Below are 24,074 nucleotides of genomic sequence, written 5' to 3' on the forward strand. Positions count from 1 at the left end.
CCGGTTAGTGCGCCAGCGACGCCATCACGGATTCGCCGGCCCGCTGCCAATCGGCAAAGTCACTTTCCGGCGACAAGTGCATCAGCAGATTCAGATCGCCGGCGGGCAACCCGGTTTGTATCGATAGCGCCTGCATGCGCATCACCCGGTCGATCTGCGCCATCGTGCGCGGCACACTGTCTTCGATGTCCAGTGCCGCGCCGGCCGCTTTCACCGCTTCCGTCGTCCAGCCGAGCAGACGCGCCAGGGTTTTCCACGCAGATTCGGCATCTTCGTTCTTTGTGGGATTGAATGTTTCGAGGTAGGACAGCAATTCCTCTTCCGGCACGTTGGCCGCATCGCGCCAGGCGACATAACGAGTCAGCAGATAGAGGCTGTGCATGTTGAGCCGGGGGGATTCGAGGCCGAAGCAGCCGCTGCGGCTCAGGAACAGACGCAGCATCGGCGCGCTGAATTTGTAGGTGATCGCCAGGCTGGTGTGACGAGCGACACTGTAAAGGCCGGCGTTATACTCATCGGGAATGTCGTCCGGCGTAGCGTCGGCAATGTTCAGCGTTTGATGCAACCACTCACTGATGGGCCTGCCCGCCCATGGCACCACCAGCCTCGCCAGATCGAGCGGCAAGCGGAACGCCTGATTCAAACTGGCGGCAAACTGATTTTCCTGGGCCAGCAGCGCGGTGTGCAGCAGCGAAACCAGAATCGATACGGCGCGCTCCCGGTCCTGCTCCGGCAGGGATAATTCCTCCACCTTCTCTTTCAGTTGCTCCGTGATGGTTTCTTCCGAGGACAACGGCAGGGAAATCACCAGACCATAATGATCGAGGATCGGCTCCCCGCCGGTGCTCAATAATTCCATCCAATCAATGTCTGTAGGAAGACCGGAATGCTGGAAAGTTTGCTTGGTCACGAGTGTCGGCTTGATGTTCTGTGCCAACGTCTGAATGAACTGTGCCGTGCCGGCAGGGTCAATCAGTCCACCGCCATCGAGGCCCAGCACTTCGCGCAATGCGGCCACCGACAACTTGCTCTCTTTCAACCAGCGCACCGCGGTGTCAATTTCCAGCAGGATGTAGAGCGTGTCCTGCACGTCTTCCGATGCGACGAGCCGAGGTTTGACGATCCCGTCGACATAATCAGGGCCGCCCAGCAGATTCAGCAAATCGAGCAGCTCTCCAACTTTCAATCCAAACAGCTTGGCCAGACGCGCCTGTCGATACAGGGAAGAAACCACATCCAGATTCAACTCCAGCTTTTTATAGAGTCTCTGGGTTTCCGCGGCGACCCGGCCGTAGGATTCCGCCGTCGCCTGCAAGCCCAGGCCGTGACACAACTGCTTGACGATCCTCTGTGCGGCGGCGGCGCGCTGCTCGGGGCTTTTGCCGATACCGTCGGCTTTGCTTTTCGATTTTTTGGCCGTCCCTGCTTCGCTTGCGGCCCAGGTCTGCATGTCGACCAGAACCGCCGGCGGCTCGACACTGCCACTGAAGGGCGAGTTATCCAGAATGAGGGGCTGGTCGAACAGTTGAGGTGTATTGAAAATTCGGTCAAACAGCGGCGTTTTATTGCCGACCCCATGGATGGCGATGTGGTTCAGCAACGCGCAAAAGTCGCCGATTTCGATACCATACTTTTGCTGGAATTCGCGGAACACACCGAAACTGCGTAGTGTGTTGCGTGTGATCTTATACGCGCCCTGGGGAATTTCCTCGGCGTGAAAACTGGCGGCGATCAAACTGTCGATGTCAGAAAATGGCAGGTCCAGCCAACGCTGCAAACGAACCATACGCTGGAGGCAATCGAAGCGATCAGGGGAATGGTGAACAAGCTGCCACGCCGGCCGGTCGCTATCGAAGGATACGTTTTCAATATCCATGGCCTCGGGAAACCCGCCATTGAGATAGACCGCCCCGTACTGATAGGGAGCGGACAAGGCATCCGGAAAATCCGTAAGCAGTGCGTCTCCAGGAAGGAAATTGGGGGAAATCACCGGCGCAAACTTGCCACGAGCGAGCAATTGGTCCAACTGCTCGCTGTTCAACCCGGTTCGTTTCAGCAGCTCGGGGATAGGCGCCAAGGCCGCATCGCGCCCGCTCTGAAGCGCAACACCATAGTGCTGCCGCATGAATTCCGACTGCTCCTCGGTCAGCGCGAAATTATCGCGATTGTTCTCATCAATATGCACCGTCACGTCCAAAGCCCACGCTGGCATTGGGATAGCGGGCTCCGCTTGGACGGGCCAGCGCCAAGGCAATATCGTAAAACGAGCGGAACAAGGCTCGGCCGGAATGTCCTCGTCAGCTTTGCAGGTCAAGAAAAACTGTTGACCACCCTGCGACCGTCTCATGACTCTTTTAAGCCCTCCGGTCAGGACGCTTTGGCCGCGCAGCGTAAGTTCGTTTGATCGTAGCTTGAAGAGGGTCGGACCATGGGCTGTATCGCTATAGTGCGGCTGGGTAGGGCCTTCCGCCTGCTCGGCCAGTACCGTGAAGCCAATATTGGCCGCGCTGTGATGAGGAATAAATAATGTTTGTTTTGATGTCACCGGCGCATACCAGCCGCCGGTATCATTGATTTCTCCCAGTGTGACATTGAACATCGCAAAGGCATGTGGCTGTGTCAGCGACGCCTGTTGCTCCGCACTCAACGCAGTCATCATCAGCATGAGGTTGAATACTTCCGTACTGGGACGTTGTGGCTTGGGCAGGAGATCGATCGCCGGCAGCGTATTGAGCATCAGACTGCCCAACAGCACCTGTTTCCGCCCCAGCCCCAGGACCACCTGATGATGGTAAAAGTTATACGGAAAATTCAGGGGATAGGCTTTTTCGGCAAATACCTGATACAGGGATTTGGAGGTGCCCTGCTCCGTCCGCTCGCGGTAATCCTGAATGGCGTTGATCAGAATTTCATTGACCAGTGTCAGCATCGACAGACGCTGGTTCATGCTGGCTTCGTCGACGATCAGTTTGGCCAGATCCGCCCGACGCTTCTCCAGCAGAATACGGGGTCGCTCCGAAGCCCCCTGCGATTCCAGCTTCTCGAAAACCTCCGTGGCTTCCCGATACAGATCGGCCAGATACGCGGCAGGACCGGAGCGCGATTCGAAAGCGCCAGCCTTGCAAAAGCGATCCCAGTTTTCATTGAACAGGCTCGGGTAATCCGGCGCGTTGTCCACCAGCCCCCGCAAACCGCTGCGCGGCCGGGCCCGCACCGGCGTCGGGCTGCGCAGTTCTTTTTCCAGAAACTCGCGATGCAGCTGAAGCGCGTAACAGACGGCGTTGTCGTACACCACATCCCACGCCACACCATCGGTTTTGGCGTGCGCGCGCGCCTGCGACACGAACCGATTCTTGGGGCCGCGAATGATATCGAACACGGAGTGGTAATCGAGGGCTGAGAAAGTTGCGGCGATATTCTTGGACGCTGCAGAGGATTTAGCAGCGCCTGTGCTGGCAGTGATCAGTCGGTTCATGAAATCAGAGTTTTTTTTCATTTTGTGAATCTCACGGCTTGAAGAAACGCGCGAACAATCCACGTGGGCCTGTTTGCGCCGCGGCTGCTCTAACTCCAAACTTTTTGGGCGTTCACAAACAAAGAAAGAAAGGAAGAGTTTTTATTCCTTCGCCAGATGGGGACAGGAGCAATTGCCGCGCTTGGCCGGACACCAACCGGCGAGTGGTATCCAGCGGCCGATTGAGATTTCACCGCAGGAGTTATCGTTTACAAAACCTCAAACAGGCACTCAACTATTAGTTGTTTTTTGGAGGATTTGAAAATGAATTTTTTTGCTATCGCCGCTGGCGCCTCTCCCGCCTTTGCACAAGGTTGCCCCCTTAATCCGTCAAACGTCATCGCCAGATTATGCGCGACCGACCTCATCGATCGCAAATGCAGCGTTCGCGAATCTCGAATGTTCAATTTTCAAAATAGTTTAGCGTTAAACGCAGGCGCGCGCGGCAACCAGAAAATCAAGACGCAAAATTCTTAAAGCGTCGTCTGCTTGTGTCCGCATTCCTTGCAGGTGAAGGTCACGCGTGTCTCGCCTTTGGCTGCGGAGACTCGGTTGGGCGCGCCGCATTTGCCGCACTTGGTCTCGATGCGCGTGTTGCCCTGCTTCACGACAACAGACTTGCGTTCCATCGCCTCGCGCATCAGCCGCTCGGCTTCTTCACGCATCGCTTGCTTGGACATCCGGACTTCCTGCTGCTGCGGCGAACCGTCGGTGGATTCGCCCGCTCCCTTGTAGCCTGCCATCGGCATCAGAAAAACGAACAAACCCCGGCTGAACGAAGATTTCCGCGGAAACCGGCAATGCCGCGCGCCGCACTGTTGGCGATGGCGACTGCTTTCAGGACGCGACGCGTAAGCGCAACAGCGACCTGGGCGGACTCCAATCTGCAGGCCGTCACTTCATCCCGCCAGCCCACGAACTGGGCAATTGCTGATTTGCTTATCATTGAGGCAAATCCGATTGACGCCCCTGATGGGCAGGCTCATAATTAAGAACATAGTTCCAAATTTTGGAACTTGGCACGGCAACGATCTTCCCATGAGCGCCTTGACCAACGCGATCGACATCCTGCGCTGCTTCTCGGCCGCACGCCCCGATCTGTCGTTCGCGGACGTGATGGCGCTGACCGGCAAACCGAAGAGTTCGACGTCGCGACTGCTTCGTTCGCTGCGCGATTGCGGCCTGCTCGAACAAGATCCGCATACGCGCCGCTATCGGCCGGGCCTCCTGACCTTCGAACTCGGGCGGCTCCACCGCGCCCATGACGATCTGCTTGAGCTTGCGGAACGCGAATTGCGCGACGTCTGCGCGCGCACCGGACACACGGGTTACATTGCCGTGCTGGACGGCTTCGAGCAGGTCGTGCTGCGCATCGCACCGGGATCGAACCCGCTGCGCGTGGTCAATCCGCCGGGACAGCGGACGCCGGCGCTCATGACATCGAACGGGCGGGCGATGCTCGCGCGGCTGAGCGACACAGACATTCGCGCCCGCGTGCCGACGCCCTATCCGAAGCTGCCGCACAACTCGCCACAGACCTTCGCTGAGCTGATGGCGCGGCTGAACGAAATCCGGCGCACCGGCGTGTCCGACGCCGCCGATGAATCCATCGAAGGCGTCGGCTCGCAAGGCTTTGCGCTCGCCAGCGGTGAAACCGGTGAACTGATCGGCATCGCCATTTCTTATTCGGTGCAAGCGACGACGGCCAATGAGCGGGCCCAGGTGCGCAAGGAACTGGCCGCGATGGCGGCGAAGCTCGGCCGCCTCACCGGCGATCCGTTGCTTGGATATGACGGACCGCCCCGCAGCGGAGCGATCGGACGATGAACACAGCCGCGTCCCGCCCCAACGGCATGGCCCTCTTCGTCCTGCCCAGCGCGCTGTTGTTCGCGGTCTTCTTCGTCCTGCCGATCGGATTGATGGCGGTGATGAGTTGCCTCACCGGCAATCCGGTTGTGGCTCCCAACGTCACCTTCACACTGCGCCACTATCAGCGCATTCTCGATGATCCCTACCATTTCGAGGTGATCTGGACCACGATTCGCATCGGGCTCTGGACCACGGCGGCGGCGCTTCTGATCGGCTATCCGCTCGCGCACTGGATGGCGCGCATCAAGAGCCGGACCGGCCACGCACTGCTGCTGATGGCGGTGCTGGCGCCGATGCTGACCGGCATCGTGGTGCGCACCTTCGCCTGGATGACGCTGCTGTCGGACAAAGGCGTGATCAACCAGACGCTCTTGTCGATCGGGCTGACCTCGCAGCCGCTGCATCTGATGTACAACGAGACCGGCATCATCATAGGTCTGGTCCACATCTACGTGCCGTTCATGGTGCTGACCTTGACCGGCGTGATCGGGCGCATCGACGAGCGCCTGGAGCAGGCTGCCGAGAACCTCGGCGCCAGCCCGTTGCGCGCTTTCTGGGAAGTCACTCTGCCGCTCAGCCTGCCCGGTATCCTGGCCGGCTCGCTGCTGGTGTTTGCGCTCGCGATCAGCGCCTACGTCACCCCGATCCTGATGGGCGGCTTCCAGATCATGACTCTGCCGATCCTGATCTACCAGCAGATTTCGGCGAACTTCAACATCGGCTTCGCCGCAGCACTGGGCATGGTGCTGCTGGTGATCTCGCTCGCCCTGGTCGTCGCCTACAACCACATCCTCGGCCTGGTTTCGGGCCAGGGCGACCTACAATAGGAGCGACGTCTTGACACCCTCCGCTCCGCCCCGCCTCGGTCGTCCGCTCTACCTTGCTGCGAATATCGCGGTGCTCACCTTCCTGCTGGCGCCGATCGCCATCATCTTCGTATTCGCGCTCAATCCTACACCCTTCATCCAGTTTCCTCCGGTCGGCATCTCACTTCGCTGGTTCGAAAAATTCTTCGCCTCGCGCGAATTCATGCATGCGCTGCGGCTAAGCCTCGAGGTCGCAGGGATCACCACCGTCTGCGCCACCGTGCTCGGTGCTTCGGCAGCGCTTGCGATCGCGCGCGGCAACTTGCCGGGTGCGCGCTTTATCGTGGCGACCATGCTTTCGCCCTTGATGCTGCCGGCGATCCTCACCGGCCTTGCGCTGTTTCAATCCTACGTGCTGCTCGATGTCGGCCGCCCGCTATGGGGGCTGGTCGCCGGCCACACCCTGGTGACGATTCCCTACGTGGTGCGCACGACGCTGGCGGTGCTGCACAACTTCGACATGCGGCTGGAAGAAGCGGCACGCAATCTCGGGGCCGGCCCGGTGCGTACGTTCTTCGAGGTAACACTGCCGCTGGTGAAGCCCGGCGTGCTGGCCGGCGCCATCTTCGCCTTCATCGTCTCATTCGACCAGTTTCCGGTCTCGCTCTTCCTGGTCAGCCCCGGCGATGAGACCTTGCCAATCACGCTGTTCAACTACCTGAAATATGACCTGGACGGGACGATCGGCGCCGCGTCGGTGGTCTCCATCCTGCTCGCCTTCGTGGTCGTGGTCGGGCTCGACCGCACCGTCGGCCTGCGCACCTACGTCAAGCTCTAACGACAGCCCAACAGGGAGATCTCGAGACATGACAAAGCCTTCGACACCGATCTCATCACAATCTGCGTCACCGACGTCTGCCCCGTCGATGTTGAGCCGCCGCCACGTCCTCGCCGCCGGCGCTTCGCTGGGCGTCGGTTTGATCGCCGCGCCTTACGTGGCGCGCGCCCAGGAAACCACCCTGCGCATCACCGGCTGGGGCGGCAAATGGGGACAGATCATGGCCTCCGAGGTCGGCCCGGCATTCGAGAAGGAATTCAAGTGCAAGCTACAGATCGATACGGCATTCCCGTTCATGCCGAAGCTGCAAGCAAGCTCGCGCTCAGCGCCAGTCTACGACGTGCTGCACACCAATTCGAACGAACAATGGGCGGCGGCCGAGATGGGCATCGTCGAACCCAGGATCGACGCCAGGCTCGTGCCAAATCTTGCCGATGTCTATCCCTACGCCATCAGTGACAAGATCGTCGGCGTCTCGATCTTCACCAGCGCCATCGGCCTCGGCATCCGCACCGACAAGGGCTATTCCGGCATCAGTTCCTGGAAAGAGCTGTGGGAGACCAAGTACAACGGCGTGCGCGGCGGCTATGTCATCCCGGTCAACAGCCTGGGTCAGGCCTTCCTGATGATGTGCGGCACGCTCTACGGCAAGGGCCAGATGGACCTCGACGCAGCCTATGCGGCCCTGGAGAAGCTCAAGCCGATCAAGCTCGTCGACTTCACCGGCGCGATGGAAAAGATGTTCCTGTCCGGCGAAGTCGGGATGGGCGTCATCCACGATTCCGGAATCTACCGCTATGACGGCGACAACCAGCCTATCGATTTCATCACACCGGCCGAGGGTGTGCTCTCGCTCGAACAAGTGCTGACCATCACGCCCGGCAGCAAGATGAAAGAGCTCGCCAACGCTTATGTGAATTACATGCTCAGCGCGCCGGTGCAGAAGAGACTCGCCGAGACGGTCTGGTATTCGCCGGCCAACAAGACCGTCAAGCTTGATGCCAGGTATGACGCCAAGCTGCTGACCACGCCCGAGAAGGTCGCCAAGCTGATTCAGGTCGACTGGAAATGGTACAATGCCCGCAAGGACGAGATTGACGCCCGCGTGAACCGGATCTTTCGGGCATGAGCGCCTCGATCGAGATCGCCGGCGTCAGCAAGGTCTATGACGGCGGCGTGCGCGCGGTGGATGCCGTCGCGATGAAGATCCGGCAGGGCGAATTCTTCTCCCTGCTCGGCCCGTCCGGCTGCGGCAAGACGACCACGCTGCGGATGATCGCCGGCTTCGAGACGCCGAGCGAAGGTTCGATCCATGTCGGCGGCGCCGACATCACCCACGTTCCGGCGCACAAGCGCGACATGGCCATGGTGTTCCAGAACTACGCGTTGTTCCCGCATCGCACCGTGGCGGAGAATGTCGCCTTCGGCCTGCGCATGCGCGGGGTCGACAAGGCGGAGATCGCAACAAAGGTCAGAGACGCGCTCGCCATGGTCGAGCTGATCGGTCTGGAGGACCGCCGTCCCGGCCAGCTCTCCGGCGGGCAGCAGCAGCGCGTGGCGCTGGCGCGCGCCATCGTCATCGAACCGCGGGTACTGCTGTGCGACGAACCGCTCGGCGCGCTCGACAAGAAATTACGCCAGCAGATGCAGTTCGAACTGAAGCAATTGCAGAAACGACTCGGCGTCACTCTGGTGTTCGTCACCCACGACCAGGAAGAGGCGCTGGCGATGTCCGATCGCATCGCCGTCATGAACGGCGGCAAAGTCGAGCAGGTCGGCACGCCCATCGAGATCTACGATCGGCCCGCCACCCGCTTTGTCGCCGACTTCATCGGCGACACCAATCTTTTTCGTGGCGAGCGCGTTGCGACCGCCACCGGGACCGCGCTCGCAGTTGGCGACGGTCTCACTTTGAAGCTGCCGGCAGCCCACGACGAGGCTGTCACCGGCCTACTCTCCGTGGCGCTGCGGCCCGAAAAGATCCGGCTTGCGGCCCGCAGCGAGATCACGGAGCCCTGCGCGCAAGGATCCATCGAGAGCACCAATTTTCTCGGCGGCGCGGTGCTCTATCGGATCGAACTCGCTGGCGGACGGCAAATCCTGGCGCAGCAGCCCAACAGTGGCGCCGGCCAAATGTTCAACCCCGGGGATGCCGTCGCGCTCGCCTGGGACGCAACCGATCTCGTGATCCTGAAGGACTGACGACAATGACACAGCAAACTCCGCAGGGCCGAATTCCGGGGCGCATGGGCGTAGTCGTGATCGGCCAAAGCCCAAGACCCTCCGTCGCGGCCGAAATCTCCGCCGTGCTGTCGTCCGGCATGGACATCGACCTGCGCGGCGCGCTCGACGGCATGACCCGCGCTGAAATCGATGCCATCCCGCCGGCGGATGGTTATGACGCGCTGTTCACCCTGCTGCCGAACGGAGACGGCGTCGTCATCAGCAAGAAGGAGGTCGAGAAGCGCGCCGATGTGCAACTCGCCCGCTTCCGCAGCGAGGGCGTCGGCGTCGCGCTGCTCGCCTGCACCGGAAAGTTTCCGAACCTCTCGCCCGAAGGCTTGGTGATCCTGCCCTCCGCGGTGCTGCACAACATGGTCGAGGCCGTGCTGCCGAAGGGGCGGCTCGGCGTGTTCTCGCCACTGCCGGAGCAGACGGCGCTGATCGCGAAAAAATGGCAGCGCGCGGGTGTCGAGGTCCTGGGCGTCACGCTGCGACCGGGCTCGTCTGACGCCAAGGTCGATGAGGCGGCGAAGGCGATGGCGGCGCTCGCGCCGGACCTCCTGGTGATGGATTGCATGGGCTACACCAGCACCAACAAGGCACGGGTGCGGCTGAGCTACGGCGGACCTGTGATCCTGGCGATCGCCGCGGCCGCTCGCGTGGTCGAGGAGCTGGTGTCGTGAGCGAACGCCAGTTGAAGGACATCAGCCTTGAGGAGATCGAGGCGCTGGCGGTCGGGGCCTGGATCCTGGGCACCGGCGGCGGCGGCAGTCCCTATCTGGGCCTGCTCAATCTGCGCCGGCTCTATGCCGACGGCCATCGCGTGCAACTGATGTCGCCACTCGATCTCGACGACGACGATTGGGTCGCCGTGGTCTCCAACATGGGCGCGCCGCTGGTCGGCCAGGAACGCCTGGCCGACAGCCGCAGCATCGCGCGTGCGGTGCGCATGCAGGAAGAGCTCAACAATATCAAATTCAGAGCCGTGATGTCGGTGGAAATCGGCGGCGGCAACGGCATGCAAGCGCTGATGGCAGCCGCCCATCTCGGCATACCAGTGGTCGATGCCGACTGCATGGGCCGCGCTTTCCCCGAGGCGCAGATGACCTCGGTGGCGATCGGCGGCCTGCGCCCCTATCCCTGCACGCTCTATGATCCGCGCGGCATCGAGGCCGTGGTGACCAAGGTCCCGAGCTGGAAATGGATGGAGCGGGCAAGCCGCAAGATCTGCGTCGAGATGGGCTCCATCGCTTCGACCAGCAAGGCGCCTCGCACCGGCCGCGAGGTCAAGGACTGGGGCATCCACTTCACCACCACCGCCGCCATCCGCATCGGGCGCGTGGTCGAGGGCGCGAACCGCCGGCACGAGGATCCGATTGCCGCCATGCTCGCTAGCGAAGGCGGCAAGCAGCTGTTCACCGGCAAGATCGTCGACGTCGAGCGGCGGACGACGGAAGGATTTTTGCGCGGCTCGGCGACCATCGAGGGCAGCGACGGCGATCGCGGCGACAGGCTCAAGCTCTCGTTCCAGAACGAATGGGTGGTGGCCTGGCGCAATGGCGAAGCGATTGCGATGTGCCCCGATCTGATCTGCGTGCTGGACAGCGTCAACGGCCATGCGGTGGGCACCGAGACCGTGCGCTACGGCCAGCGCGTCACCGTTGTGGCGCTGCCTGCGCCGACGGTGCTCACCAGCGCCCGCGGTCTCGAATTCGTCGGTCCCCGCGCCTTCGGCTACGACCTCGATTTTCGTTCGCTGTTCTCCCCGACTGAGGCAGGAGCCTGATTGATGAAGCGCATCGGCATCGACGTCGGCGGCACCAACACGGATGCCGTCCTGCTTGTCGACGAAAAAGTCGTCCACTCGGTCAAGCGGCCGACCACGGCCGACATCACCTCCGGCATTCTCGACGCACTGAAGGCTCTGCGCGCCAATCCGGCAGCAGCGATCCCGGTCGAGGCCGTGGTCATCGGCACCACGCATTTCATCAATGCCGTGGTGCAGCGCCGCCATCTGCAGAAAGTCGCCGCCATCCGCATCGGCTTGCCGGCCAGCGCGTCGCTGCCGCCGTTCTGCGACTGGCCTGCGGACCTGGCAGCCATGGTCAGCGGCGACATCTTCATGCTCGAAGGCGGTCACGATTACGACGGGCGTCCGTTCATGCCGCTCGACACCGCCGGGCTGAAAGCTGCGGCGCGCCGGATCAAGGACAAGGGTCTTCACTCCGTCGCGGTCTGTTCCAGCTTCTCGCCGCTCGATCCCAGCTGCGAAACCACTGCGCGCGAAATTCTCGCCGACATCTGTCCGGATGCGGCGGTGACGCTGTCGCATGATCTCGGCCGCATCGGCCTGCTGGAGCGCGAGAACGCGGCGCTGCTCAACGCTGCGCTCAACGACCTTGCCGTCACCACAGTGGCCGCCTTTCGCAAGGCGATCGCCGACAGCGGCCTCGACGCGCCGCTGTTTCTCACCCAGAACGACGGCACGGTGATGCAGGCGGAGATCGCGACTGCGTTCCCGGTGATGAGCTTTGCGTCCGGCGCCACCAACTCGATGCGCGGCGCCGCGCACCTCTCCGGCCTCGCTGATGCCATGGTGGTGGATGTCGGCGGCACCACCAGTGATATCGGCCAGCTCCGTCACGGTTTCCCGCGTGAAGCCAATGCGGTGGTCGAGGTCGGCGGCGTGCGCACGCTGTTCCGCATGCCCGACCTGCTCTCCATCGGCCTCGGCGGCGGCAGCCATGTCGAGGGCACGCCGATCCGCGTCGGTCCGCTCAGTGTCGGCTACCGGCTGACATCCGAGGCGCTGGTGTTCGGTGGCACGCGCGTCACCGCAACCGACATCGCGGTGGCCGCCGGCCTTGTCGATGTCGGTGACCGGTCACGCGTGGCTTCCCTGCCCGGCACACTGATCGACGCGGCGCTCGCCGACGCCAAGCGCAAGCTCGAGGAGACCATCGACCGCATGAAGACGGAGGCCGGAGACGTGCCGCTGCTCGCGGTCGGCGGCGGCGCCTTCCTGGTGCCCGAGCGCCTGCCTGGCGTGTCCGAGATCGTGCGCGTGCCGCACGGCGACTGCGCCAATGCGGTCGGGGCCGCCATCGCCCAGGTCAGCGGCGAAGCCGACCAGGTGTTCCGCGAGCTCTCCCGCAACGAGGCGATCGCCGCAGCGCGCAGCATTGCCGAGGATCGCGCGGTTCAGGCCGGTGCCGCGCGTGTCAGCCTCAAGACCATCGATGTCGAAGACATGCCGATCGCCTACCTGCCCGGCAACGCGCTGCGGGTGCGGGTCAGGGTCGCCGGCGCCATCGCCGAACCGGCGCTGGTTTGAGCGCCGCCTTGTTTTCGTCGTTCAACTGCGCGACACAGCGAGCATGAGCAAAGCCCGCTTCGCGCTCCCTCTTGTCCTGCTCGCGTCGTCGTCGCTGGCTTATGCCGGTGACAGCGCCATCGGCAATGCGCGCCCCGCCACCCAGGCACAGCCGGCACGGTCAGCCCCTCTCAAGGCGACATCAAAAGCGAATCCCTGTTCGGAGTTTGGTCCCGGCTTCGCTGCAGTCGAAGGCTCATCCAGCTGCGTACGCGTCGGCGGCGGCCTTCAGATCGGCACCTCATCAAGCATAAATAATTGATTTTATTTAAGTAAAAAATACTTAAAACTCGACATTCATCCCTTGAATTAATTGGTGCGGTGCACCATATACCAGACCTAGGGATTCGAGACGTCCTCACGGGCAACCATGAGGAGAATTGTTATGAGCGATGTTGCAACACTCCGATCGACGTCGGGGACGGGCTTCATCCGGACGTTGAAGGCCAATGAACAGCACCTGTTGCGCGACCACCTGTTGCGCCTGGAGCCGGCCAGCCGCCGCGACCGTTTCAACGGCGGCATCAGCGAAGAATTTCTGAAGACCTACGCCGCACGCTGCTTCGAGGACGGCACGATCGTGATCGCCTACATCCAGGATGGTGTGGTGCGAGGCGCGGCAGAACTGCATGCGCCCGAGCGTTCGGCCGATGCGGTTCCCGAAATCGCCTTCAGCGTCGAAAGCCGCGTCCGCCGCCAAGGCGTCGGTAGCGCGCTGTTCGAACAGTTGCTGCAGGAGGCCGAGCGCAAGGGTTATGCAAGCCTGCGGATCACCACCGGCGGCCAGAACGAGCCGATGAAGGCGCTGGCGCAGAAGTTCGGCGCCCACCTAACGTTCCGCCGCGGCGAAGCGACCGGCACGATCGACCTGAAGCGCAGCAACCCGAAGGCCACGAATGTTGTTCCGTTCAAGCCTGCTGCACCGAAGCTGCCGGCGGCTTGGCGCGGCAGCGCCGGCACCAATGTGTTCCTCGCTACCGACCTGATGCGGGAGATGTTCCGCAGCAGCCAGGCGATGTGGGGCGCGGTGTTCAAGTACTACAGCGATCTGCTGAGCGGACGCCAACGGCTCGGGATGCGTTGATCGCGCCCCTCCCGGCGATTTCCGGAAATTCTCAGGATGATCGGCCGGCCCTGAGGGCCGGCCGTTCTTTTATTGACGGCCCAAACGTCTTTGAAAAGCCGCCCTTGGCTCCGATCCTCCGCCCGATATGATCCCGAATGGTGGGCCAGCGCCTGCCAGGATCCGGAGCCCTCCATGAGCCTTGTCGACGATCCTGCCGACGTGCTTGCCGAAATTCAGAAGACGCCGGCTGCGCGGACGCCGCTGGTCCCGCCGCGCCCGCCTCTCGCGCCGCAGACCATGTCGACCTTGCGCCGCCTGACCACGATGCGCACCAATGGCATCGCCACCTGGAGCGAGCGCGCCTACCAGGAGGATATGCTGCAGGGCAGCTTTTTTGGCCGCAGCAGCTTCACCCTCAACAGTCCCGCCTGGATCCGCCACGTCCTGATCGACAACTACGAGAACTACCGCAGAACTCCGGCCGGCATTCGGGTGCTGCAGCCAATGCTCGGCGAAGGGCTGCTGCTGGCGGAAGGCAAGACCTGGAAGCACCAAAGGCGCACGCTGGCGCCGGCGTTCACGCCGCGCGCGGTCAACACGCTGGTGCCGCACATGCTCGACGTCACCAATGAAACGATCCAGGAATTGGCCGGCCAGCAGGGCCAGCCGATCGACCTGCGCGAAGCGATGCAGCGCATGACGCTGGAGATCGCCGGGCGCACCATGTTCTCATTCGGCATGACCGAGCACGGCACCGCGCTGCGCAATTTCGTGATCGAATATTCCGCCAATCTCGCCCGCCCACGTCTGTTCGACCTGCTGCTGCCGTTGGGCTGGCCGACCTTCCAGGACATTCAGCGCCGGTTCTTCCGTCGCCGCTGGACGTCCTTCGTACGCAAGCTGATCGTCGAGCGCCGCGCCACGGCCAAACCAGACGCCGCCCCGCGCGATCTGTTCGACCTGATGGTCGGGGCAAGCGACCCGGAAACCGGCCAGGCATTCTCCGACGATAACCTGATCGATCAGGTCGCAACCATGATTCTCGCCGGCCACGAAACCACGGCCACCGCGCTGTTCTGGTCGCTGTATCTGCTGGCGCAGGATCCCGCGTCACAGGACGAGGTGGCGCGCGAAGCCCGCGCCGCACGTACGGCCGGCGGCGAGCCTGAGATCGAACAGCTCAAATTCACCCGCGCCGTGCTGGACGAAACCATGCGGCTCTATCCTCCGGCCTACCTGATCGCGCGGTCCGCGTCTGGACCGGACGTGATCGACGGCAAGGCGGTGAAGAAAGGCGACGCCATTTTTATCGCGCCATGGCTGCTGCATCGTCATCAAAAGCTGTGGGACAATCCCGACGCATTCATCCCGCAGCGCTTTCTGTCCGGCACGGCACCGGATCGCTTTGCCTACCTGCCGTTCGGCGTCGGTCCGCGGGTGTGCATCGGAGCGCATTTTGCGCTGGTGGAATCCACGCTGGCGCTGGCCAAGATCGTCGGCCAGTTCCGCATTGAACTGCTGAGCACGCAACCGGTGATGCCGGTCGGCGTGGTGACCACGCAGCCCGACTACTCACCGATGTTCAGCACCACCCAACGCTGACTTCGCGATCCGGCGCGCTCGGTCGAAGCCGGATCACTCCGGCTTCTCCTTGATTTTCTTGGCGACGCGCAGCGCCTTGTTGAGAGCTATCACGCGCTTGCGCTCGGCCTGGCGGGCGACGCGATCATCCTTGCGATCAACGTGCGCCAGTTCTCGCTGCAGTTTCTGGAAACTTTGCCAGCGGTCGACCGCTAGGGCGCCGGATTCCAGGGCTTCGCGGACGGCACATCCCGGTTCGTTGCCGTGACCGCAGTCGCGGAAGCGGCAGCCCTGCGCCAGGGTCTCGATATCGTCAAAGGCGGCGTCGAGCCCCTCGTCAGCATCCAGCAGGCCCAGTTCGCGCATGCCCGGCGTATCGAGGATCAGCGTGCCGCCCGGCAGCAGCACGAGTTCGCGATGACTGGTGGTGTGGCGGCCGCGCGCATCACCCTCGCGGATTGCTGACGTCGCCATGCGATCGACACCGGCCAGCGCATTCACCAGTGTGGATTTGCCGGCCCCTGACGAACCGACCAGTACACAGGTTTCGCCCGGTCTCAGATAGGTGGCCAGAACCGACATCCCCTCCCCGGTTTTCGCTGACACCGCGAGTACTGGTGAGCCGAAGGCGACAGCATCAGCCTGGGCGACGAACACGGCGGCGTCCTCGGACAGATCTGCCTTGGTCAGGACGACAACCGGCTGCGCCCCACTCTGCCAGGCAGCGGCGAGATAGCGTTCGAGCCGGCGCACGTTGAAGTCCGCATTCATCGACGCAACCAGGAACGCGATGTCGATGTTGGCGGCGATGACCTGGACGGTCTGGACCCTGTCCGCGGCCTTGCGCATGAAGGTCGAACGTCGTGGCAGAACCGCATGGATGGTCGCCGCAGCCTCGGCGAAGCGCGGCGCGACAGCCACCCAGTCGCCGACCACCGGGTAGTCACCATCCTGCGCCTCGCGAACGAAGTGCCCAGAGAGCTGGGCGCGAAGTTCGCCCTGGTCGGTGACGATGGTGTACAGGCCACGCTGCTGGACAGTCACACGTCCAGGCACGTAGCCCTGCGCCGCGTGCGGCGCGAAGGTCTGATTGAGCTGGTCGGACCAGCCATATTGTTTGATCAAGGGAGTGATCCTTCAGGTCGGAATTGGCGTGTTCCGCCGCCGACATGAAGGCCGCGCCATCAAACGCGCACAAGCCTAGTCGGCGACGCCTCGAAGGGCGGCGCGAGCAAGATCTGTCATTTTGCGGCCCTCCTGGGTTGCCGATCCGCTGGGATCAGTGGGGAAGCGATGACGTCGTATCTGCCCGGCAATCATGTCAAAGCCGTGGCACATGGACCGTCGACGCGTTGCACCATTTGAACGCACGCGCCGCCGGGTTCGATCGTTAGGCCTTCTCCACCCCGCACCAGTCGGCCACGAACAGCGCAATCGCCCGCGTCGTCTTCTTCAGCGACTCCAGTTCGACGCATTCGTCAAAGCCGTGCATGCGCTGCGCCTTCGCGCCGAAGCACAGGCAGGGAATGCCCTGGTGCGCGTAATAGCGGGTGTCGGTGATGGCGGTGAAGCTCCATTCCTCCAGCCGTCCGCCATACACCGTCTCATAGGACTGGCGCAGCACGCTTTCCGCGTCCGCCGCGTCGGTGAGTTCGAACCCCTCCGACATGAAACCGGACCATTCGACCTGCGGCGGGTTGTTAGCGAGGAACGGATGCTGGCGCGCCGCCGCCTCGACACAGGCGACGATCTCCTTCTGGCAATCGGCGAGCTTCCAACCGGGAAGGATCGCGATCCGGCAGTCCACGTCGCACCAGGCCGGCACGCTGGAGGCCCAATCACCGCCTTTGATGATACCGGGGTTGAAATTGAGCGGATGGTGGACATCCTTGAAATGGCGGTGGCCGACGGCCCGCGCGTTCCACTCCGCCTCGAGGCCTTCCAGCGCCGCGATCAGGTAGGTCGCCGCCTTGATGGCGTTTGCCCCCACACCCGCCTCGAACACATGAGCTGGGCGCCCCCTCACCTTGATGCGAAACCAGATCACCCCGACCTGCGCCCGCACCAGATGACCGTCGGTCGGCTCCGGAATCAGGCAGGCGTCGGCGCGATAGCCGCGCTGGACGGTCGAGAGCGCACCAAGCCCGGTGCTCTCCTCCTCGATCACCGACTGCAGATGGATGCGCGCCGTGGGCTTGAGGCCGGCATGGCGGATCGCATCCAGCGCGTACAGCGCGGCGATGGTGCCGGACTTCATGTCGCCGGCTCCACGGCCATACAGCCAGCCGTCCCTGATCTCGGGCGTGAATGGCGGCGAGGTCCACATGTCGAGCGGGCCGGCCGGCACCACGTCGCAATGTCCCTGCAGAATCAGCGAGTGGCCCGCTTTCTGTCCCTGGGCCGCCTGCGGCCGATAGGTCCCGACCACGGTGCGGGCCCTGGAGAAATCGGTCTCGACCGGACCATAGTCGCGCAAATCCTTGAGGTCGTTGATGTCGATTTGCCAGTCGTCGACCTCGTAGCCACGTGTCCGCAGCAGGTCGCCGAACATATCCTGGCACGGCGCCTCGGCGCCACGCGTGCTGGGGATGGACGAGAATTTGATCGTGGTTGCGATCTGGTCGTCGAAATGGGCCTCGACAGCGTCGAGGATCCGACGCTGCTCATCTGCGGTGGTCATGGCGGGATCAGATTCCTTCAAACAGTGCCGTCGACAGATAGCGCTCCGCGAACGACGGCACGATCGCCAGGATCACCTTGCCGGCGGCTTCTGGCCGTTTGCCGATTTCGATCGCAGCGGCAATCGCCGCCCCCGACGAGATACCGCCGGGAATGCCCTCGTTGCGCGCCAGCGCCCGCGACGTCTCCAGCGCAGTGGCGCTGTTGACCTTGACGATCTCGTCGATCACGGAGCGATCAAGGATGTCGGGCACGAAGCCGGCGCCGATGCCCTGGATCTTGTGCGGGGTGTGCTGGCCACCGGATAGCACCGGGCTTTCCTCCGGCTCCACCGCCACGATCCGCAGCGACGGCTTGCGCGGCTTGAGGACTTGGCCAACGCCGGTGATGGTGCCGCCGGTGCCAACGCCGGCAACGAAGTAGTCGATGTTGCCACCGGTGTCGTTCCAGATCTCCTCCGCCGTGGTGCGGCGATGCACCTCGGGATTGGCCAGGTTCTTGAACTGCTGCGGCATCACCGCATTCGGCGTGGTCTGCAGCAGCTCCTCGGCCTTGGCGATAGCCCCCTTCATGCCCTGGGCCGGCGGCGTCAGCACGATTTCCGCGCCCAGGAAGGCCAGCATCTTGCGCCGTTCGATCGACATCGATTCCGGCATCACCAGCTTCAGCCGGTAGCCCTTCGCCGCTGCAACGAAAGCCAGCGCGATCCCGGTGTTGCCCGAGGTCGGCTCGATCAGCACGGTGTCCGGCTTGATGATTCCGGACTTTTCCATCGCCGTGATCATGGCGGAGCCGATGCGGTCCTTTACGCTGGCGGCCGGATTGAAATATTCCAGCTTGGCGAGAATGGTCGCTTTCACCCCATGCTGCTGCGGCAATTTATTCAGCCGCACCGCCGGTGTGTCGCCAAATGCATCGCTGATGCTGTCATAGACACGGCCCCGGCCCGGGGTATGCGAGGTTTTCGGGGTCGTTTCCATGAGCATGTCTCCGAAGTCTTTTGAATTGCAGAGGTCTTTGAGGACGGCTGACTTGCATCAGTTAGAGCATCTTTTTTGACAAAGTGGAATCCGGCTGGCTCACCGAAACCTCACGGAGCGATGAAAACCAGCCCCGTTCGGCGCGCGACAAAGTGCAGCAAGCTATTGCAGCGCAAAACAGATTTCTTGAAACCTACGTATTTGTGTTGCGACATCGTCAAGGATTTCTGTGTAAGATGATCCCAAGCTCAGATCATGAGGGAGACCCACGATGCCAGCGATTGCTGAGATCATGTCGTCTAGCTCGCCGCGCCCTGCTTCAAATACCCCAGCGCCGCGCGGGCGCGATCTGCCGACTTGCGCGGTCTGCTCGGATTCCATGATCGCCGCTGAGGCCTCGGCCTTCCTTTCGGAAGATACCGTCAGTTATCTCTGGACCTGCGAGACCTGCGGTTATGGCTTTGTGACAAAGCACGCGCTGTCACAGTTCGTTTGCAACTAAGCGACCGAAACCAGTAACGAAAAATTTGCCGAATTATTTCGCCCGTGTGCTCTCTGGCCACGGACTGATGCGCTTTACGCATCTTGTTTTGATCGCTCGGCGCAAAAACACCTCAGCGCGGAGCGATATCCCCCCGGGCCCAATCAGCGCTCGTGCGTTCGGCAAACGCCGCAAAACGCCCCTGCGCGATCGCATCCCTCATGCCGGCGATGAGACTCTGGTAGTAAGCAATATTGATTTCCGAGAGCAGCATTGCCCCCAGCGTCTCGCCCGACTTCACCAGATGATGCAGGTACGCGCGCGAGTAAGTGCGCGCAGGCGCCCAGGGGCTTTCCTCGTCCAGCGGGCGCGGATCGTCGGCATGCCGTGCATTGCGCAGGTTGACGCTGCCGAACCGCGTGAACGCCACGCCATGGCGGCCGTTGCGGGTCGGCATCACGCAGTCGAACATGTCGATGCCGCGGGCCACGGCCTGCAGGATATCGTCGGGAGTACCGACCCCCATCAGATAGCGCGGGCGATCATCGGGCAGCAGAGGCACCGTCGCCTCGATCATAGCCAGCATCACCTCCTGCGGCTCGCCGACTGCGAGGCCGCCGATCGCGTAGCCATGGAAATCCATCCCGACCAGCGCCTGGGCACTGATCCGGCGCAGCTCCGGCACATCGCCGCCCTGCACGATACCGAACAGCATGCGGCCGGCCGGCGAGCCCTCGAACGCCCGCTTGCAGCGCTCCGCCCAACGGATCGACAGCTGCATGGCCCGGTCGATGTCGCTGCGCTCGGCCGGCAGCCGCACGCATTCATCAAGCTGCATGGCGATGTCGGAGCCGAACAGTCCCTGCACCTCGATGGCCCGTTCCGGCGTGAGCTCGATCTTGGCGCCATCGATGTGAGAGCGGAACGTGACGCCGCGCTCGTCGATCTTGCGCAACTGCGCCAACGACATCACCTGGAAGCCACCGGAATCGGTCAGCATCGGGCCACCCCAGCCGGTGAATTTTTGCAGGCCCCCCAGTGCGGCGATGCGCTCGGCGCTCGGCCGCAGCATCAAATGGTAGGTGTTGCCGAGCACGATGTCGGCGCCGGCGTCGCGCACGTCGCGCCAGTGCACGCCTTTCATCGCCCCTTGAGTGCCGACCGGCATGAAAGCGGGCGTGCGCACGTCGCCATGCGGCGTGGCAAGTATCCCGGTGCGCGCCGCGCCGTCGCGACCCAGCAGCGTGAAATGATTGGGGACTGTCATGGGTTGCGCTTATCGTCGATTGCAGGCCGAAACAACAGCGACGCGTCGCCGTAGGAATAGAACCGGTAGCCTTCCGCGATGGCGTGGGCATACGCCTGCTTCATGGTGTCGAGGCCGCAGAACGCCGACACCAGCATGAAAAGGGTCGAGCGCGGCAGGTGGAAATTCGTCATCAAGACGTCGACTGCCCGAAAGCGGTAGCCGGGAGTGATGAAGATCGCGGTGTCGTCCGCGAACGGCGCAATGCGACCGTCTTCGGTCGCGGCACTCTCCAGCAGCCGCAGCGACGTGGTGCCAACAGCCACAACGCGTCCGCCGGCGGCACGCGCCGCATTGAGCGCATCGGCGGTGTCGCGCGAAATCGTGCCCCACTCCGCATGCATGCGGTGTTCGGCGGTGTCGTCCACCTTCACCGGCAGGAAGGTGCCGGCGCCGACATGCAGCGTGATCCGGTGCAGCCCGACGCCGCGCACGCGCAACGCCGCCTCGAGCGCGGGCGTGAAATGCAGACCCGCGGTCGGAGCCGCGACGGCGCCTTCGTTCGCGGCAAACATGGTCTGGTAGTCGGCGGCATCGCGATCATCGGGCGTGCGTTTGGAGGCAATATAGGGCGGCAGCGGCGGCGCGCCGAGGTCCGCGATGGCCTGGTCCAGGGTCGGCCCATGGAAGGCGAACGACAGCGTGATCTCGCCGGCGTCGCCCTTGTGTTCGACGGTGGCATCGAGATTGCCGAGCAGGCACACCCGCCCCTCATTGCCGAACCGGACGAGATCGCCCTGCTGCAGCTTCTTGGCGGGCTTGACCAGTGCCTGCCAGCGCGAACCGTCGAGACGCTTGATCAGTGTGGCGTCGATCCGGGCCTCGGCGTCGCGGCCGACGCGGCGGCCGGTGAGCTGGGCGGCGATGACCTTGGTATCGTTGACCACGAGCTGGTCGCCCGGACGCAGATTATCCGGCAAATCGCGAACGATACGATCCGCGAGGGCTCCATCGGCGCCGACCACCAGCAAACGCGCGGCATCGCGCGGGCTTGCTGGCCGCAGCGCGATATTGTCAGCCGGGAGGTCGAAATCGAACAGCTCAGTACGCATGGTGCTCAAAGCTCGATGGCCGGGACATGAATATGCCCGGCCATCAGGTCTTCACAGACTATCGCCTGGATCAGGCGGCGTCAGCCGCCATGTGCGCCTTGACGATCTTGTCCGGGTTCTGCACCGGCTCGCCGCGCTTGATCTTGTCGACGTTTTCCATGCCGGACGTGACCTTGCCCCAGACGGTGTACTGGTTGTCGAGGAAACGCGCATCGTCGAAGCAGATGAAGAACTGGCTGTCGCCGGAGTCCGGATTGGCCGCGCGGGCCATCGATGTGGTGCCGCGCACATGCGGCTCCTTGTTGAACTCGGCCTTCAGCTTCTTGCCCGAGCCGCCGGTGCCGGTGCCCTGCGGACAACCGGTCTGCGCCATGAAGCCCTCGATGACACGATGGAACACGATGCCGTCGTAGAAGCCTTCCCGCACCAGTTCCTTGATGCGCGCGACATGGCCGGGCGCAAGGTCGGGACGCATCTCGATGGTCACGGGGCCCTGGGTGGTCTCCAAAATCAAAGTGTTCTCGTTGTCTGCCATGATCTCTTCTCTGTTGATTTGGTTCGTCTTGCGTCAAATCTGAACCGTACCGGGCGACCGGCAACGGCATTTCCAAGTCCATCGGTAAATGGCATCGGCGTGCAACGTTGCAATGCCTCGGCCACCGCAGTGCGGTAAAGGAGCCGGTCCTCGTCCGAGGCGTATTCCGACTCGTAGGTGATCTTGGGTTGTCCCAGGATTTCGCCGTTCCGCTTGAAGGTCACCAGCACCGCGATCTGCATGCCGGGGTTATTCAGTTGCAGCTCAGGCGACCTCCAGCAAGCTCCCAGCCGCGCAAACAGTTCCTGCAGCGTGTTGATCTTTGCATCATCCGCAACGGCCGGGGCGTCCCATAACACCGTCGCGGCGATGAGTGACACGGCAAAGAGAAACATCAGTCTCTGTTGCCGCGCCATGGTCGTCACTTGATGTCGGAGGCGACCTGAACCTTCACCATCTTGTCCGGATCCGGCACCGGCTCGCCGCGCTTCAGTTTGTCCACGACCTCCATGCCGGACACGACTTCACCGGCCACGGTGTACTTGCCGTTCAGGAACGAGCCGTCCGCGTACATGATGAAGAACTGCGAGTTTGCGGAATCCGGCGAACTCGCGCGAGCCATGCCGACAATGCCCCGCTTGAACGGCACATTGGAAAACTCGGCCTTGAGGTCCGGGTACTTCGAGCCGCCGGTGCCGTTGAAATTCTTGCCGTCGCCGGTCTGTGCCATGAAGCCGTCGATCACGCGATGGAACGGCACGTTGTTGTAGTAGCCCTCGCGCGCCAGGGTCTTGATGCGCTCGGCGTGCTGCGGCGCGAGGTCGGTCCGCAGCTTGATCACGATGCGGCCCTTGGTGGTGTCGATCACGATCGCATTCGCCTTGTCGAGATTGGCGGGCAGCGATTGGGCGAGCGCGGGCGCCGCACAGACCAGCGCGGCGAGAACGGCAAGAATTCGGATCATAAGAACTCCAATTGACGGAACAGGTGTGGATCGTGTCCGGACAGAAAGGCCGGCCCGACTCGTTCGTTAGTGGCCGAATTTGGCCTTCAGGCGTGACGCGACGATGGCTGGAACGAAATGGGATACGTCCCCGCCCATCCCGGCGATCTGACGCACCAGTGTGGCGGTGATCGGGCGCACCATGGGAGAAGCCGGAAGAAACACGGTCTGGACGTCCGGGGCCATGGTTTCGTTCATGCCCGCGATCTGCATTTCGAAATCCATATCCGTGCCGTCCCGGAGCCCTCGAATCAGGATCGTCGCCCCAACCCGCCTAGCAGCCGTGATGGTCAGGTCATCGAAGGTGATGCAATCCATCGTACAGCCGGCCTTGGCGGCGATCGGGGCAAACACCTCCTGGATCATCTCCAGGCGCTCCTCGGTCGTAAACAGCGGCTTTTTGCCGGGGTTGATGCCGATCGCGACCACAATGCGGTCGACCAGGCTGACGGTTTGTCGGACCACGTCGAGGTGGCCGTTGGTGACAGGGTCGAAAGACCCGGCATAAAGGGCAATACGCGGCATTCCCCCCTCTACCCCGCCCCGGCAGGACCCGCAAGCGGCCCTGGTTCCATCGACCGGGGTCTTTTATTTCCGGCCCGGGATCGAACCCGTTCGGCTCTCAAGGCGTCTTATCTGCAAGGCGGGCGGCACGGGGCAACAACGGCGAAATCACTGCTTTTTCGGGCGTTTGTTTCATCCCATCAGGCGCCACGAAACAATTCCGCGTTGCGACGAAACCATTTTCCGCAGCGACGCAGACCGGCT

At 62.8% G+C, this 24,074-nt stretch carries 23 protein-coding genes; 12 read left to right on the forward strand and 11 right to left on the reverse strand.

The genetic code is table 11. The features are described from left to right. Nucleotides 1-4: 4 nt before the first annotated feature. Nucleotides 5-3,496 (reverse strand): Tc toxin subunit A, encoded by a 3,492-nt coding sequence (locus RS897_RS32695; RefSeq protein WP_315832807.1) that lies wholly within the window; start codon nt 3,494-3,496, stop codon nt 5-7. 282 nt (nt 3,497-3,778) lie between these two features. On the opposite strand from RS897_RS32695, the gene RS897_RS32700 reads away from it, so the two are divergent. Then, nucleotides 3,779-3,991, forward strand: a complete 213-nt coding sequence (locus tag RS897_RS32700) for a hypothetical protein (RefSeq protein ID WP_315832808.1) — start codon at nt 3,779-3,781, stop codon at nt 3,989-3,991. Here the strand turns inward: RS897_RS32700 and RS897_RS32705 are convergent. Further along, nucleotides 3,988-4,194 carry a hypothetical protein gene (locus RS897_RS32705; protein ID WP_315838819.1) on the reverse strand — a complete coding sequence of 69 codons (207 nt, stop codon included), beginning with the start codon at nt 4,192-4,194 and terminating at the stop codon, nt 3,988-3,990. The two genes, RS897_RS32700 and RS897_RS32705, sit on opposite strands and share 4 nt — an antisense overlap. A gap of 358 nt (nt 4,195-4,552) precedes the next feature. On the opposite strand from RS897_RS32705, the gene RS897_RS32710 reads away from it, so the two are divergent. The 10 genes from RS897_RS32710 (at nt 4,553) to RS897_RS32755 (ending at nt 15,291) form a co-directional block, all read left to right on the forward strand. Further along, entirely contained in the window at nt 4,553-5,341 is a 789-nt protein-coding gene (locus RS897_RS32710; RefSeq protein ID WP_315832809.1) for an IclR family transcriptional regulator, read from the forward strand. Then, nucleotides 5,338-6,210, forward strand: a complete 873-nt coding sequence (locus RS897_RS32715; RefSeq protein WP_315832810.1) for an ABC transporter permease — start codon at nt 5,338-5,340, stop codon at nt 6,208-6,210. The genes RS897_RS32710 and RS897_RS32715 overlap by 4 nt, the downstream gene beginning before the upstream one ends. A gap of 10 nt (nt 6,211-6,220) precedes the next feature. After that, complete coding sequence (locus tag RS897_RS32720; RefSeq protein ID WP_315832811.1) at nt 6,221-7,027, forward strand: ABC transporter permease; 807 nt, start codon at nt 6,221-6,223, stop codon at nt 7,025-7,027. Between the two features lie 88 nt (nt 7,028-7,115). Continuing rightward, the gene (locus RS897_RS32725) at nt 7,116-8,156 is read left to right on the forward strand and encodes an extracellular solute-binding protein (protein ID WP_315838820.1); all 1,041 of its coding nucleotides are present in this window, start codon (nt 7,116-7,118) and stop codon (nt 8,154-8,156) included. After that, nucleotides 8,153-9,229 (forward strand): ABC transporter ATP-binding protein, encoded by a 1,077-nt coding sequence (locus RS897_RS32730; RefSeq protein ID WP_315832812.1) that lies wholly within the window; start codon nt 8,153-8,155, stop codon nt 9,227-9,229. The genes RS897_RS32725 and RS897_RS32730 overlap by 4 nt, the downstream gene beginning before the upstream one ends. A gap of 5 nt (nt 9,230-9,234) precedes the next feature. After that, nucleotides 9,235-9,933 carry an AroM family protein gene (locus tag RS897_RS32735; RefSeq protein WP_315832813.1) on the forward strand — a complete coding sequence of 233 codons (699 nt, stop codon included), beginning with the start codon at nt 9,235-9,237 and terminating at the stop codon, nt 9,931-9,933. Beyond that, nucleotides 9,930-11,036, forward strand: a complete 1,107-nt coding sequence (locus RS897_RS32740; RefSeq protein WP_315832814.1) for an S-methyl thiohydantoin desulfurase family protein — start codon at nt 9,930-9,932, stop codon at nt 11,034-11,036. The genes RS897_RS32735 and RS897_RS32740 overlap by 4 nt, the downstream gene beginning before the upstream one ends. Nucleotides 11,037-11,039: 3 nt before the next feature. Continuing rightward, entirely contained in the window at nt 11,040-12,584 is a 1,545-nt protein-coding gene (locus tag RS897_RS32745; protein ID WP_315832815.1) for a hydantoinase/oxoprolinase family protein, read from the forward strand. Nucleotides 12,585-13,008: 424 nt separating this feature from the next. Continuing rightward, on the forward strand, nt 13,009-13,707 hold the full coding sequence (locus RS897_RS32750) for a GNAT family N-acetyltransferase (RefSeq protein WP_315832816.1): 699 nt from the start codon (nt 13,009-13,011) through the stop codon (nt 13,705-13,707). A gap of 174 nt (nt 13,708-13,881) precedes the next feature. Further along, nucleotides 13,882-15,291 (forward strand): cytochrome P450, encoded by a 1,410-nt coding sequence (locus RS897_RS32755; protein ID WP_315832817.1) that lies wholly within the window; start codon nt 13,882-13,884, stop codon nt 15,289-15,291. Nucleotides 15,292-15,324: 33 nt separating this feature from the next. Here the strand turns inward: RS897_RS32755 and rsgA are convergent, their stop codons facing one another. The 3 genes from rsgA to cysK all read right to left on the reverse strand — a co-directional run bounded on the left by rsgA (nt 15,325) and on the right by cysK (nt 18,929). Further along, on the reverse strand, nt 15,325-16,395 hold the full coding sequence (gene rsgA, locus RS897_RS32760; RefSeq protein ID WP_315832818.1) for a ribosome small subunit-dependent GTPase A: 1,071 nt from the start codon (nt 16,393-16,395) through the stop codon (nt 15,325-15,327). A 265-nt stretch (nt 16,396-16,660) separates the two neighbouring features. Then, complete coding sequence (locus tag RS897_RS32765; RefSeq protein ID WP_315832819.1) at nt 16,661-17,950, reverse strand: ArgE/DapE family deacylase; 1,290 nt, start codon at nt 17,948-17,950, stop codon at nt 16,661-16,663. 7 nt (nt 17,951-17,957) lie between these two features. Next, entirely contained in the window at nt 17,958-18,929 is a 972-nt protein-coding gene (gene cysK / locus RS897_RS32770) for a cysteine synthase A (RefSeq protein ID WP_315832820.1), read from the reverse strand. A gap of 271 nt (nt 18,930-19,200) precedes the next feature. Here cysK and RS897_RS32775 point away from each other — a divergent pair, with 271 nt between their 5' ends. Continuing rightward, entirely contained in the window at nt 19,201-19,431 is a 231-nt protein-coding gene (locus tag RS897_RS32775) for a hypothetical protein (RefSeq protein ID WP_315832821.1), read from the forward strand. Nucleotides 19,432-19,543: 112 nt separating this feature from the next. Here the strand turns inward: RS897_RS32775 and tgt are convergent, their stop codons facing one another. From tgt to coaD, 6 genes are all read right to left on the reverse strand, one after another. Next, the gene (gene tgt, locus RS897_RS32780) at nt 19,544-20,677 is read right to left on the reverse strand and encodes a tRNA guanosine(34) transglycosylase Tgt (protein ID WP_315832822.1); all 1,134 of its coding nucleotides are present in this window, start codon (nt 20,675-20,677) and stop codon (nt 19,544-19,546) included. Then, a complete protein-coding gene (queA, locus tag RS897_RS32785) occupies nt 20,674-21,768 on the reverse strand; it encodes a tRNA preQ1(34) S-adenosylmethionine ribosyltransferase-isomerase QueA (protein ID WP_315832823.1) in 1,095 nt (364 codons plus the stop codon). Before queA ends, tgt begins: the two co-directional genes overlap by 4 nt. Before the next feature lie 70 nt (nt 21,769-21,838). Beyond that, nucleotides 21,839-22,303, reverse strand: a complete 465-nt coding sequence (locus tag RS897_RS32790; protein WP_315832824.1) for a peptidylprolyl isomerase — start codon at nt 22,301-22,303, stop codon at nt 21,839-21,841. Then, nucleotides 22,279-22,719 (reverse strand): hypothetical protein, encoded by a 441-nt coding sequence (locus tag RS897_RS32795; RefSeq protein WP_315832825.1) that lies wholly within the window; start codon nt 22,717-22,719, stop codon nt 22,279-22,281. Before RS897_RS32795 ends, RS897_RS32790 begins: the two co-directional genes overlap by 25 nt. Nucleotides 22,720-22,724: 5 nt before the next feature. Continuing rightward, nucleotides 22,725-23,267, reverse strand: coding sequence for a peptidylprolyl isomerase (locus RS897_RS32800; RefSeq protein WP_315832826.1), 543 nt, complete (start codon nt 23,265-23,267; stop codon nt 22,725-22,727). A 66-nt stretch (nt 23,268-23,333) separates the two neighbouring features. Further along, a complete protein-coding gene (gene coaD, locus RS897_RS32805) occupies nt 23,334-23,831 on the reverse strand; it encodes a pantetheine-phosphate adenylyltransferase (RefSeq protein WP_315832827.1) in 498 nt (165 codons plus the stop codon). Nucleotides 23,832-24,074: the final 243 nt, after the last annotated feature.

Origin of the sequence: Bradyrhizobium prioriisuperbiae (genome assembly GCF_032397745.1) — a bacterium.
In the GTDB taxonomy this organism is placed as follows: Bacteria; Pseudomonadota; Alphaproteobacteria; order Rhizobiales; family Xanthobacteraceae; genus Bradyrhizobium_A; species Bradyrhizobium_A prioriisuperbiae.

Coding starts and splice junctions, on each gene's coding strand:
- RS897_RS32695 (WP_315832807.1), bottom strand. CDS start 3,496: ATGAAAAAAAACTCTGATTTCATGAACCGACTGATCACTGCCAGCACA.
- RS897_RS32700 (WP_315832808.1), top strand. CDS start 3,779: ATGAATTTTTTTGCTATCGCCGCTGGCGCCTCTCCCGCCTTTGCACAA.
- RS897_RS32705 (WP_315838819.1), bottom strand. CDS start 4,194: ATGTCCAAGCAAGCGATGCGTGAAGAAGCCGAGCGGCTGATGCGCGAG.
- RS897_RS32710 (WP_315832809.1), top strand. CDS start 4,553: ATGAGCGCCTTGACCAACGCGATCGACATCCTGCGCTGCTTCTCGGCC.
- RS897_RS32715 (WP_315832810.1), top strand. CDS start 5,338: ATGAACACAGCCGCGTCCCGCCCCAACGGCATGGCCCTCTTCGTCCTG.
- RS897_RS32725 (WP_315838820.1), top strand. CDS start 7,116: ATGTTGAGCCGCCGCCACGTCCTCGCCGCCGGCGCTTCGCTGGGCGTC.
- RS897_RS32730 (WP_315832812.1), top strand. CDS start 8,153: ATGAGCGCCTCGATCGAGATCGCCGGCGTCAGCAAGGTCTATGACGGC.
- RS897_RS32735 (WP_315832813.1), top strand. CDS start 9,235: ATGACACAGCAAACTCCGCAGGGCCGAATTCCGGGGCGCATGGGCGTA.
- RS897_RS32745 (WP_315832815.1), top strand. CDS start 11,040: ATGAAGCGCATCGGCATCGACGTCGGCGGCACCAACACGGATGCCGTC.
- RS897_RS32750 (WP_315832816.1), top strand. CDS start 13,009: ATGAGCGATGTTGCAACACTCCGATCGACGTCGGGGACGGGCTTCATC.
- RS897_RS32755 (WP_315832817.1), top strand. CDS start 13,882: ATGAGCCTTGTCGACGATCCTGCCGACGTGCTTGCCGAAATTCAGAAG.
- RS897_RS32765 (WP_315832819.1), bottom strand. CDS start 17,950: ATGACCACCGCAGATGAGCAGCGTCGGATCCTCGACGCTGTCGAGGCC.
- cysK (WP_315832820.1), bottom strand. CDS start 18,929: ATGGAAACGACCCCGAAAACCTCGCATACCCCGGGCCGGGGCCGTGTC.
- RS897_RS32775 (WP_315832821.1), top strand. CDS start 19,201: ATGCCAGCGATTGCTGAGATCATGTCGTCTAGCTCGCCGCGCCCTGCT.
- tgt (WP_315832822.1), bottom strand. CDS start 20,677: ATGACAGTCCCCAATCATTTCACGCTGCTGGGTCGCGACGGCGCGGCG.
- queA (WP_315832823.1), bottom strand. CDS start 21,768: ATGCGTACTGAGCTGTTCGATTTCGACCTCCCGGCTGACAATATCGCG.
- RS897_RS32790 (WP_315832824.1), bottom strand. CDS start 22,303: ATGGCAGACAACGAGAACACTTTGATTTTGGAGACCACCCAGGGCCCC.
- RS897_RS32795 (WP_315832825.1), bottom strand. CDS start 22,719: ATGGCGCGGCAACAGAGACTGATGTTTCTCTTTGCCGTGTCACTCATC.
- RS897_RS32800 (WP_315832826.1), bottom strand. CDS start 23,267: ATGATCCGAATTCTTGCCGTTCTCGCCGCGCTGGTCTGTGCGGCGCCC.
- coaD (WP_315832827.1), bottom strand. CDS start 23,831: ATGCCGCGTATTGCCCTTTATGCCGGGTCTTTCGACCCTGTCACCAAC.